This window comes from Hydrogenophaga sp. (genome assembly GCF_031426985.1).
Classification (GTDB): Bacteria; Pseudomonadota; Gammaproteobacteria; order Burkholderiales; family Burkholderiaceae_C; genus Hydrogenophaga.
Map to the genome: position 1 here is coordinate 99,960 of NZ_JASJOY010000033.1, position 11,296 is coordinate 111,255.

The 11,296-nt window shown below is 64.1% G+C and carries 11 protein-coding genes, 1 tRNA gene and 1 pseudogene; 5 read left to right on the forward strand and 8 right to left on the reverse strand.

Annotated elements, in window-relative coordinates; all coding sequences use genetic code 11:
- Positions 1-165: 165 nt before the first annotated feature.
- The 5 genes and pseudogenes from istA to RMP09_RS04670 all read left to right on the forward strand — a co-directional run.
- A pseudogene (istA, locus tag RMP09_RS04650) lies at positions 166-857 on the forward strand (IS21 family transposase); the annotation flags it as partial.
- Positions 858-899: 42 nt separating this feature from the next.
- Complete coding sequence (tnpB, locus tag RMP09_RS04655) at positions 900-1,085, forward strand: IS66 family insertion sequence element accessory protein TnpB (RefSeq protein ID WP_310564845.1); 186 nt, start codon at positions 900-902, stop codon at positions 1,083-1,085.
- An 80-nt stretch (positions 1,086-1,165) separates the two neighbouring features.
- Entirely contained in the window at positions 1,166-2,725 is a 1,560-nt protein-coding gene (gene tnpC, locus RMP09_RS04660) for an IS66 family transposase (RefSeq protein ID WP_310564846.1), read from the forward strand.
- Between the two features lie 368 nt (positions 2,726-3,093).
- Positions 3,094-3,522 (forward strand): hypothetical protein, encoded by a 429-nt coding sequence (locus tag RMP09_RS04665; protein ID WP_310564831.1) that lies wholly within the window; start codon positions 3,094-3,096, stop codon positions 3,520-3,522.
- Between the two features lie 19 nt (positions 3,523-3,541).
- Positions 3,542-5,770 (forward strand): AAA family ATPase, encoded by a 2,229-nt coding sequence (locus RMP09_RS04670; RefSeq protein ID WP_310564832.1) that lies wholly within the window; start codon positions 3,542-3,544, stop codon positions 5,768-5,770.
- Between the two features lie 125 nt (positions 5,771-5,895).
- Here RMP09_RS04670 and RMP09_RS04675 read toward each other — a convergent pair.
- The 8 genes from RMP09_RS04675 to RMP09_RS04710 all read right to left on the reverse strand — a co-directional run.
- Positions 5,896-5,970, reverse strand: a tRNA-Val gene (locus RMP09_RS04675).
- Positions 5,971-6,097: 127 nt separating this feature from the next.
- On the reverse strand, positions 6,098-6,805 hold the full coding sequence (gene dnaQ, locus RMP09_RS04680; protein ID WP_310564833.1) for a DNA polymerase III subunit epsilon: 708 nt from the start codon (positions 6,803-6,805) through the stop codon (positions 6,098-6,100).
- Positions 6,805-7,143: an ISC system 2Fe-2S type ferredoxin gene (fdx, locus tag RMP09_RS04685; protein ID WP_310564834.1), complete on the reverse strand. Its 339-nt coding sequence runs from the start codon at positions 7,141-7,143 to the stop codon at positions 6,805-6,807. The genes dnaQ and fdx overlap by 1 nt, the downstream gene beginning before the upstream one ends.
- Positions 7,144-7,148: 5 nt before the next feature.
- A complete protein-coding gene (gene hscA, locus RMP09_RS04690) occupies positions 7,149-9,020 on the reverse strand; it encodes a Fe-S protein assembly chaperone HscA (RefSeq protein WP_310564835.1) in 1,872 nt (623 codons plus the stop codon).
- Positions 9,021-9,061: 41 nt separating this feature from the next.
- Positions 9,062-9,580, reverse strand: coding sequence for a Fe-S protein assembly co-chaperone HscB (hscB, locus tag RMP09_RS04695; protein WP_310564836.1), 519 nt, complete (start codon positions 9,578-9,580; stop codon positions 9,062-9,064).
- A 68-nt stretch (positions 9,581-9,648) separates the two neighbouring features.
- The gene (gene iscA / locus RMP09_RS04700; RefSeq protein WP_310564837.1) at positions 9,649-9,972 is read right to left on the reverse strand and encodes an iron-sulfur cluster assembly protein IscA; all 324 of its coding nucleotides are present in this window, start codon (positions 9,970-9,972) and stop codon (positions 9,649-9,651) included.
- Positions 9,973-9,981: 9 nt separating this feature from the next.
- Positions 9,982-10,368: a Fe-S cluster assembly scaffold IscU gene (gene iscU / locus RMP09_RS04705; RefSeq protein WP_310564838.1), complete on the reverse strand. Its 387-nt coding sequence runs from the start codon at positions 10,366-10,368 to the stop codon at positions 9,982-9,984.
- Positions 10,369-10,380: 12 nt separating this feature from the next.
- A partial coding sequence (locus tag RMP09_RS04710) for an IscS subfamily cysteine desulfurase (protein ID WP_310564839.1) occupies positions 10,381-11,296 on the reverse strand: 916 nt, incomplete at its 5' end.

Below are 11,296 nucleotides of genomic sequence, written 5' to 3' on the forward strand. Positions count from 1 at the left end.
CTGACAATAGAGTGGGCTGTTTTGGCGCGCTCGGGCCCCGGCGGCCACCCAAACTGCTCCACCTGGCCGCGGTGATCTGACGCATTGAGCCCGGTGCGTAGGGCGCCGTGAGGCCCGACAGGCAGGACGTTACTTTCTGCTCCCTTATCCCGAGGGAGCCCGAGGTTGAACGTCTTGAAGCCACATCTACAAACCACCATCTGGACGCTGCTCAAAGGCGGTGCCACGCAGCGCGAGATCGAACGCATCACCGGCATCTCGCGCCACACCATCCGCTCGTATCAGCAGCGCTTTGCCGCCGACCCTGCAAACTGCCCCGGGGTGGCCACCGACTCTCCCAGTCAAACTGCTCCACCCTGGCCACCGACTTGCCTGCCGGTGTCGCCGCCAGTGGCCACCTCCAGGTGCGAACCCCACCGCGCCTTCATCGACGCCCAGTTGCGCCTGGGGCGCAACGCCACGGCGATCTACCAGGACCTGGTGGACCTGTACGGCTTCGATGGCGCCTACAACTCCGTCAAGCGCTTCGTCGCCCAACTGCGCCACAAGGAGCCCGAGCAATTCGACCGCCTTTCGTTTGCTCCCGGCGAAGAGATGCAGGTCGACTACGGCGAGGGCGCGCCCACCCGCGTGCCAGGCACCGAGCGCTGGCGCAAACCCCGCCTGTTCGTGGCCACGCTGCGTTACTCGCGGCGCAGCTTCCGCCGTGTGGTCTGGAATTCCGGCCAGCTGGTCTGGGCCGAGCTGCACGAGCGGGCCTGGCGCTACTTCGGTGGCTCTGCCCGGTACGTGGTGCTCGACAACCTCAAGGAGGGTGTTTGAGGCCCGACCTGTACGAGCCCTCACTCAATCCGGTCGAGGGCAAGAGCTACCTGTTTGCCAACCAGCGTGCCAACCGCATGAAGGTGCTGGTGCACGACGGCATCGGCGTGTGGCTGGCCGCGCGGCGCCTGAACAGCGGCAAGTTCGTCCGGCCGCATGATGGGGTCGCCTCGGCTGCGCTCAGCCGCTCACAGTTCGATGCCCTGGTGCTGGGCCTGCCCTGGCAGCGTCTGGGCGACGGTGGTGTCATCACCGTGCTCTGAATCTGATCGCTGGCCTGCTGCCTGCCAATCGGTGCATGTGCCGATGGCGTGACCACCACGGTGCTGGCACAGCCATGCCCATGGTGGTGGAGCCGCAATCGCTGTCGAGTCTGAGTGCAGAACAACTGCGCTCAGCGCTGCTCTCCATGCTGCAGGCGGCCGCCGACAAGGACCAGGAACTGGCCTTCAAGCAGACCCTCATCGACAAGCTCACGCACGAGAACGCGCTCCTCAAGCGCATGAAGTTCGCAGCCCAGTCCGAACGCTTCAACCCCGAGCAAAAGAGCCTGCTCGAAGACGAGATCGAGGCCGACCTGGCTGCCGTGGCCACCGAGATCGATGCGCTGGCGCAAGCACAGACACAAGCCCCGGCCCCCCCCGAGAAGCAACAAGCCAGGCGCTTACCTCTGCCAGCGCAGCTGCCGCGCCGCGAGATCCACCACGAACCCGAGTCAACTACCTGCGCATGTGGATGCCAGATGAAACGCGTGGGCGAGGACGTGGCCGAGAAGCTGGACTACGTGCCAGGCGTCTTCAGCGTCGAGCGCCACATCCGCGGCAAGTGGGCCTGCGCGAAGTGCGAGAGCATTCAACAGGCGCCGGTCCAGGCGCACGTCATCGACAAAGGCATCCCCACCACCGGCCTGCTGGCCCAGGTGCTGGTGGGCAAGTACGCCGACCACCTGCCGCTGTACCGGCAAGAGGCGATCTTCGCTCGCGCGGGCCTGGCCATCCCCCGCTCGACGCTGGCGCAGTGGGTGGGCACCTGCGGGGTACGGCTGCAGCCGCTGGTCGATGCCCTGAGGGCCGAGATCCTGGGCCACCGGGTGCTGCACGCTGACGAAACACCGGTGGCCATGCTCAAGCCCGGCGAGGGCAAGACGCATCGCGCTTACCTCTGGGCCTATGCGCCCGGGGCGTTCGAGAGCATCAAAGCCGTGGTCTACGACTTCTGCGAAAGCCGCTCGGGCGAGCACGCCCGGCGCTTCCTGGGCCATGGCACCGACAAGGCCTGGGAGGGCAGCCTGACCTGCGACGACTTCAGCGGCTACAAGGCCCTGATCGCTAGCGGCGTGACCGAGGTGGGCTGTCTGGCCCATGCACGGCGCAAGTTCTTCGATCTGCACGCAGCCAACCAGAGCCAGATCGCCGAGTTCGCCCTGCAGCAGTTCGCCCGGGTCTACGACATCGAGCGCGAAGTCAAAGAACTGGGCACCGAACAACGACAAACCGTTCGGCAGCAGCAAAGCCGGCCGATCCTGGATGCCCTGCATGAATGGATGACGCTGCAACGGCGCCAGGTGCCCGACGGCTCAGCGACGGCCAAAGCGCTGAACTACAGCCTGCGGCGTTGGGTGGCGCTGACCCGGTTCGTGGATGACGGGCAACTACCGGTGGACAACAACTGGATCGAGAACCAGATCCGGCCCATTGCCATCGGTCGCAACAACTGGCTGTTTGCCGGCAGCCTGCGCGCGGGCCAGCGGGCGGCGGCCGTGATGAGCCTGATCCAGTCGGCACGCATGAACGGGCACGACCCGTATGCCTATCTCAAGGATGTGCTCACCCGGCTGCCAACGCATCCGAACAGCCGCATCGCCGAGCTCATGCCGCACCGCGGGCAGTCCACCGGCACCTGATCGTCAGCATCCGTCGGCCTGGGTTTGCCGGACGCTTACGGGCAATCGCCCAGTCCACGCCGGCGGCTCGGGCGTAGCTGGCAATGTCGCCAACGGAGGATTTGGAGATGCCGAGGGCGGCAGCGATTTGACGGGCGCTCAAGGCCCCCGCCGTGCAGCAGTTGCAGTGTGTGTCGTAGTTTGCTCATGGTGACCCTGGGTGTGGGCATCGCTGGTTCCGGTCAAAAAGCCGGGCAGCGTATGCCGCGTTTGGGTCACTCAGAACGCCCCGCAGGTGTCCGCCACAAGCATGGAATCGTGTGCGCCATGGCGTGGAATACACACTGAAGAGGACTTGAACTTTTGGAGAAGTGTGGGATTGTGTTTTCATGAAAACACATCCCCCACCCGCCTCCACCCAACTGCACAACGGCCTGCCCATCGGACGGCGCGCCAGTCATGACTGGAAACGCTTTTTCCGCCTGAACGCGCTGGATCTCAACCCGCTCCTACAGAACACCACCACCGAGGCACAGCCCTGGGTCTGCGACGAGCCGCAGTTGATGCGGCTTCTGCAGTTGGTCAACGACGAAATCTCGTCGCTCAATGGACTGCTCCGCACTGCCGGCGAGCCCATTTTGTCTTGCAAACCAGCGGACCTGCTGCGCATGCTGGGCGTCGCATCGATCAGGAAGCCGGACACACTGGCGAGCAGGTTGCGCTACTGCTTGCAGTTGTTGGTTGGTCTGGCGCACCTTATGAATTCGACCAGCTCCGCACGTCTGCAGCTGACGATCACTCGGCCCGCTGGGCACTGAATCTTTGGACTTGCTCACCATGAACAAGACCCTGCACAGCATGCCCAAAGCCATTTACAGCTCGGCCTTGGCCGCCAGAGACACCTGGTACTCCCGCCCCATCACGCGCAGCGTCGAATGGCTCAACTTTATGTCCTTGCTCGTCAGTGCCATCTCAAAGTGGGTGGTCGGCTTGTGGTGGCTACTCGGAACGATCCCCCCACTGGCAGACACCTTCGCCAACTCGCGCGGCTACATCCTCATCTTCTTCATTGGCCTCGTGCTGCTGGCCTTCCTGGCCTATGTGGGCAATATCGCCGTGCTCAAACCCCTGGCCCAAGGAGGCTGGCCTTGTGTTGCACCTATTGAGCCGACGTTTGCTGGAGGCTTGCGAGTCAACGAACTGCGGGAGGCGTTCACCGCCGGCGCGGCGTGGCCAGCATTGATTTTCGGTGCGCTGCTGCTGTTTTCTGCCTGGTATGCCACCAAGGATGGTGCCTCCATCGTCTGGGTGGACGTCGGCTACGCAGCACTGTCCCTGGCGATCAGTATTGCAGCCATTCTTCTGGACCTGTTTCCGCCAACGTTTGGAGTCAAGATCCCAAGTTGGGGTGAGTTCCATGCCGCGAGAGCGGAACATGAACGCCGACGAACCGAAGCACAGCCGACGCAGGCTGCCAGCGCGACACGGGACGAGGACTATCACCTGCCTGTTTCCGCGAAGCAGGTGGCTATACGCTTTGCCGACATCTTCGGTATGCAGACGCTCAAAGACAAACTCCTGCAAGCTGCCCGCGCTGTACTGGCGGACCGCGGAGACGCGCGGGAGGCGCCACGCAATGGCATCCTTTTGCACGGGGAGCCCGGCAACGGCAAGACGGTGTTCGCAGAGGCGCTGGCTGGAGAACTGCAGGTCCCGTTCATTCAGTTGACCTATGGGGACGTGTCGTCCAAGTGGGTGGGCGAAATGCCGCGCGTGATCTCCAACGTATTTGCGTACGCCCAGCGGTCTGCGCCGTGCGTGCTGTTCATCGATGAGATCGATTCGTTCATCACGTCACGCGATCAGGCCAACGGCAACGCCGAGGATCTCAAGATCACCAACACGCTGCTCACCGAAATCGTGAATCTGCGAGCCCACCCAGTGGTGTTGGTCGGCGCAACCAACTACCTGAAGAACCTCGACGCAGCGGCCATCAGGGAAGGCCGTTTTGACTTCAAGGTGGAGGTCACGCCGCCGGATGAACCGGCACGCCTGGGGCTGCTGGAGCTGGGGCTGCGGAGATATGCCCCTGACGTCGCTGCCGATACCGAGATACTGCATTCCTTGGCAAGGCGCTGGAATGGGTTTTCTGTCAGCCGCATCGTCGCGGTCACGAAAGCGATCCCATCGCTCTTGGGTGACCATACTGGCCAGGTCATGACCTACGACCACTGGATGGCGGCCCTGCGGGAGGTACAAGGACGAAACGGGCGGGTGCCCAACGAAACCAAATCCTTGGGGGAGCTGATCTTGAACGCGAACACCCGTGGTGCCCTGGAGCTTGTGGCGACACGGCTTCGCGATGCGCACAAGATCGAGACGCTGGGTGGCACGCTGCCGACGGGCGTCCTTTTCCATGGCCCGTCCGGTACTGGCAAAACCGCGGCGGCACGCGCATTGGCAAAAGAAGCGGGTTGGGCATTCCTGTCTGTGGCAGGCCCCGATCTGCTCGCCGATCGCAAGGCTCTTGACCGACTCTTCACGGAAGCCAGAGACCTTCGCCCGACCATCGTTTTCATCGATGAGGCGGATGATGTGCTGCGAAGCCGCCAGATTTCCGCGACACCCGAGCTGTGCAACAAGCTCCTGGTTCTCATGGACGGCACGGAGGACCGTGTGAAAGACGTGGTGGTCATCGCTGCAACGAACCACCCGGACCAAATCGATCCAGCCCTTCTACGTGCCGGACGCTTAACCGAGAAGGTCGAGTTTTCCGCGCCGCCAGCACAAGAGCTGCCCAGGTTTCTGGCGGACTGGCTCAAGTCCAAGCAGGTGACTCTGTCTGAAGAGCTGGACATCTTTGCCCTTGCCGACCTTTTCCAAGGTCACACGATTGCGGATATCGAGGGTGCCATGCAGTACGCATTGAACCTGTCCATCACCCAGAACAAGAGTGGCGCTCAACCAGAAATCGGGGATACAGCCGTCCGCATGGCATGTCGCGTAGTGCTCGGCAAAAACGAATCCGGCTCAACCTCTGGCCAGTCGATCCACGCGAACACCTGAAGCACGTGAGCGTTCACAGGGCATGCAAGCGGGTACGCCGATGACCGCTTTTGGACACTTTTTGGACACCACAAAGAAAAAAGGTCTTACGACGAATCGTAAGACCTTGTTTTCATTCACTTTTTTGGTGGGCGGTGCAGGGTTCGAACCTGCGACCCCTGCCGTGTGAAGGCAGTGCTCTACCACTGAGCTAACCGCCCGAAAATCTTGCTGACGTTTGCTTTCGCTGTCAGGCCCGATCGTTCGGAAGCCTCAAATTATAGCGTGACTTTTGCTCACTTTCAGAGTGCTGCACGGAAAATTTGCGTGCGGCCTCAAAAAATCCGCTCAGGCCGCTTGCAGCTGGCGCCACAACGTCTTGCCTTTGCAGGCCTTGTCCAGGTCCGCCAGCGCCGTTTCGTGCGCTTGCAGTTCCTGTTCGTTGGCGCGCAGCACCGGCAGCTCGAAACGGCTGAGATCGACCTGCTCCACCACCACACCCGGGGTGCTGTTGTCGCCCGCCTCTATAAGCAGCGCGTCCTGGCCGCGCGTCATGTTGATGTAAACGTCGGCCAGCAGCTCGGCGTCGAGCAAGGCGCCGTGCAGCGTGCGGCCCGAGTTGTCCACCTCCAGGCGGTCGCACAGCGCGTCCAGACCGTTGCGCTTGCCCGGGAACATTTCCTTGGCCATGACCAGGGTGTCGGTCACGCCAGAGACGATTTGCGTGATGGGCGGCCGCCCGAGCAGGCTCAGCTCCTTGTTGAGGAAGCCGATGTCGAAGGGTGCGTTGTGGATGATGAGTTCGGCACCGTCCAGGTAAGCCAGCAATTCATCGGCGATCAGCGCGAACTTGGGTTTGTCACGCAGGAACTCGTTGCTGATGCCGTGCACCTTGAGCGCGTCTTCGTGGCTGTCACGCTCGGGGTTGACGTAGTGGTGCAGGTTGTTGCCGGTCAGCTTGCGGGCCACCAGCTCCACGCAACCGATCTCGATGATGCGGTCGCCGTTCTCGGCCGACAGGCCGGTGGTTTCGGTGTCGAGGACAACCTGGCGCATCAGTGGTTTTCCTTGGCGTGGTTGATCGAGTACTTGGGGATTTCGACCGTCACGTCCTGCTGCGCCAGGATGGCCTGGCAGGACAGGCGCGAATTCGGCTCCAGGCCCCAGGCACGGTCGAGCAGGTCCTCTTCCGCTTCGTCCAGCTCGCCCAGGCTGTTGAAACCCTCGCGCACCACCACATGGCAGGTGGTGCAGGCACAGCTCATGTCACAGGCGTGCTCGATGTTGATGTGGTTTTCCAGCAGCGCTTCGCAGATCGACGTGCCGGCCGGCGCGCTGATGCTGGCGCCCTGCGGGCAGTACTCGGGGTGGGGCAGGATTTTGATCGTGGGCATGGTGTTCAGACTTCTTCGACTTTGCGGCCGGCCAGGGCCTGCTGGATGCCGCGGTTCATGCGCTGGGCGGCGAAGGCTTCGGTGCCTTTGGCCAGGGCTTGCGTGGCGGCCTCAATGTCGGACGCTGTGCCACCGACGGCCACCCCCGCCAGGGCGGCGATGAGGGCTTCGATGGCCTCGCGGTCGGGACCGTCCAGCAAGTCGCCATCGGCCGCCAGCGCGCTGCGGGTGGCGGCGATCATGCGGTCGGCGTCCACACGGGCCTCGACCAGCGCGCGCGCCGCCATGTCCTGCTGGGCGGTATTGAAGCTGTCCTGCAGCATGGCCGCGATCTGCTCGTCCGACAGACCGTAGGCGGGCTTGACGTCGATCTTGGCTTCGACACCGCTGCCCTGCTCTTTGGCGGTCACCGCCAGCAGGCCATCGGCGTCCACCGTGAAGGTCACCCGGATGCGCGCCGCACCGGCCGCCATGGGCGGGATGCCGCGCAGCGTGAACCGCGCCAGGCTGCGGCAATCGGCTACCAGGTCCCGCTCGCCCTGCACCACGTGCAGCGCCAGCGCGGTCTGACCGTCCTGGTAGGTGGTGAAGTCCTGCGCGCGGGCGGTGGGGATGGTGCTGTTGCGCGGCACGATGCGTTCGACCAGCCCCCCCATGGTCTCGATGCCCAGGGACAGCGGGATCACGTCCAGCAGCAGCAGATCGCCGTCCTTGCTGTTGCCGGCCAGCGCATTGGCCTGGATGGCGGCGCCCAGGGCCACCACCTCGTCCGGGTTCAGGTTGGTCAGGGGCTCGCGGCCGAAGAATTCACCCACCGTGCGGCGGATCACGGGCATGCGGGTCGAGCCGCCCACCATCACCGCGCCCTGCACCTCGTCCTTGGTCACGCCCGCGTCACGCAGCACCTTGCGCACGGCGCTCATGGTGCGCAAGGTCAGCTCGGCGGTGCAGGCTTCAAAGTCCTCACGGCGCACAGTCTGTTCGATGGCGCGGCCTTCAATCTCGGCGCGGAACGGCACCGGGTCATGGCCCGTCAGCTGCTCCTTCACGCGCCGCGCTTCGCGGTGCAACGCGGCCCGTTCGGCGGCGTCCGCCACGGGCCCCAGGCCCACCTGGTGCAGCACCCAGGCGGCCAGGGCCTGGTCGTAATCATCGCCGCCCAGGGCCGAATCGCCGCCGGTGGCCATGACCTCGAACACCCCGCGCGTCAGGCGCAGGATGGAGATGTCGAAGGTGCCACCGCCCAGGTCGTAGATGGCGTAGACGCCTTCGCTGCCGTTGTCCAGCCCGTAGGCGATGGCGGCGGCGGTGGGTTCGTTGATCAGGCGCAGCACGTTGATGCCCGCCAGCTGGGCCGCGTCTTTCGTCGCTTGCCGCTGGGCGTCGTCAAAGTACGCAGGCACGGTGATCACGGCGCCGAACAGCTCGTCATCGAAGCTGTCTTCGGCCCGGAAGCGCAGCGTGGCCAGGATTTCGGCGCTCACTTCCATCGGCGTCTTGCGGCCGGCCACGGTCTCGACCACGGCCATGCCATTCTCGTCCACCACGGTGTACGACAGCTTGTCCACGTCGCCCACTTGGTCGCGGCGGCGGCCCATCAGGCGTTTGACCGAGCTGATGGTGTTGGCCGGGTCGCCGATCTGCGCGGCCAGCGCGTCAAAACCGATCTGGCGCCCGGCACCGCCCTGGGCGGGGTCGAGGTAGCGCACCACGCTGGGCAGGATGGGCTTGCCGTCGAGCGCGGGCAGGCATTCGGCCACGCCATGCCGCACGGCCGCCACCAGCGAATGGGTGGTCCCCAGGTCGATGCCCACCACCACGCGGCGCTGGTGCGGGTCAAGGGATTGGCCGGGTTCGGAGATCTGCAGGAGTGCCATGAACGGAAAGCTGAAAACGGGTCGGTGCGCCGACGAACCTCTTATTGTCCCAGTTGATCGAGGCGCTCCGACACGTCGCGCGCAAAACGCTCAACGAACATGAGGGCTCTCACCTGGGAGGCCAGCGCTGGCCAGTCGCGCTGCACGTCGGCGGTCTGCTGCAGATCGGCCAGCAACCGCTTTCGGGTCGCGGCCACCTCGTCGGCCATGTCTTCCAGCTGAGCCAGCGTGGTGGCCTCGTCCAGCGCCTCACGCCATTCCATCTGCTGCATCAGGAAGGCAGCGGGCATGGCGGTGTTGTTCTCGGCCTGGATGGGGGCGCCGTGCAGTTCGCACAGGTAGGCGGCGCGCCGCAGCGGGTCTTTGAGCCGCTGGTAGGCCTCGTTGATGCGCACCGACCACTGCATGGCCTGGCGCTGGGTCTGCGCGTCGGCCGCCGCGTGGCGGTCGGGGTGCACCTCACGTTGCAGCGCCTTCCAGCGCTCGTCCAGCTGGGCACGATCGAGCGCATGGACCAGGGGCAACTCGAACAGTTCGAAGTCGTTGGATTGCAGGTTCATGGGGGCACCAAACAAAAGCCGCCAGTGAGCGAACCCGCTGGCGGCGACGTACGGACCGAAGGATAGCGTCAGACGCGGAAACTCTCGCCACAACCGCAGCGGTCGCGCTCGTTCGGGTTGTGGAACTTGAAACCTTCGTTCAAGCCCTCTCGCACGAAATCGAGTTGCGTGCCATCGATGTAGGGCATGCTCTTGGGGTCCACCAGCACCTTGACGCCGTTGGCCTCGAACACCACATCTTCGGGAGCGATCTCATCGGCGTATTCCAGCTTGTAGGCCAGGCCCGAGCAACCGGTGGTCTTGACGCCCAGACGCACGCCCACGCCCTTGCCCCGTTTGGCCAGGTAGCGGGTCACATGTCGGGCCGCGGCTTCGGAAATCGTGACGGACATGGCAGTGGCTCAGTTCGAGTGTTTCTTCCGGTAGTCGTCCACTGCGGCCTTGATGGCGTCTTCGGCCAGGATGGAGCAGTGGATCTTGACCGGCGGCAGCGCCAGTTCTTCGGCGATCTCGCTGTTCTTCAGCGCCGCCGCCTGGTCCAGCGTCTTGCCCTTGACCCACTCGGTCACCAGCGAGCTCGACGCAATGGCCGAGCCGCAGCCGTAGGTCTTGAAGCGCGCGTCCTCGATCACGCCGGTCTGCGCGTTCACCTTGATCTGCAGCTTCATCACGTCGCCGCAGGCGGGCGCGCCCACCATGCCGGTGCCAACGGACTCGTCGCCCTTGTCAAAAGAGCCGACGTTGCGGGGGTTTTCGTAGTGGTCAACGACCTTTTCTGAGTAAGCCATGGCGTTTCTCCTTCAGTGTGCGGCCCATTGAATCGTCGAGATGTCAATGCCGTCCTTGAACATTTCCCACAGCGGGGACAACTCACGCAGCTTCGCCACGTTTTCCTTGATGGTTTGGATCGCGTAATCGATCTCTTGTTCAGTGGTCCATCGGCCAATCGTCATGCGCAGACTGCTGTGGGCCAGCTCGTCGCTGCGACCGAGGGCGCGCAGCACGTAGCTGGGCTCCAGGCTGGCCGAGGTGCAGGCCGAGCCGGACGACACCGCCAGGCCCTTGATGCCCATGATCAGCGACTCGCCCTCGACGTAGTTGAAGCTCATGTTGAGGTTGTGCGGCACGCGCTGTGTCTCGTGGCCGTTGATGAACACCTCCTCGATGTCCTTCAGGCCGGCAACCATGCGGTCGTGCAGCGCGCGGATGCGCGCGTTTTCAGCGTGCATCTCTTCTTTGGCGATGCGGTAGGCCTCGCCCATGCCCACGCACTGGTGCGTGGGCAGCGTGCCCGAGCGCATGCCGCGCTCGTGACCACCGCCGTGCATCTGCGCTTCGATCCGGATGCGCGGCTTGCGGCGCACATACAGCGCACCAATGCCCTTGGGGCCATAGGTCTTGTGGCTGGTCAGGCTCATCAGGTCCACCGGCAGGGTCTGGACGTCGATGTCGACACGGCCAGTGGCCTGTGCCGCGTCCACGTGGAAGATCACACCCTTCTCGCGGCAGATGGCGCCAAGGGCGGCGATGTCCTGGATCACGCCGATTTCGTTGTTCACGAACATGACCGAGGCCAGGATGGTGTCGGGGCGGATCGCGGCCTTGAAGGCGTCAAGGTTGACCAGGCCATCGGCCTGCACGTCCAGGTAGGTGACCTCGAAACCCTGGCGCTCCAGCTCGCGCATGGTGTCCAGCACGGCCTTGTGCTCGGTCTTC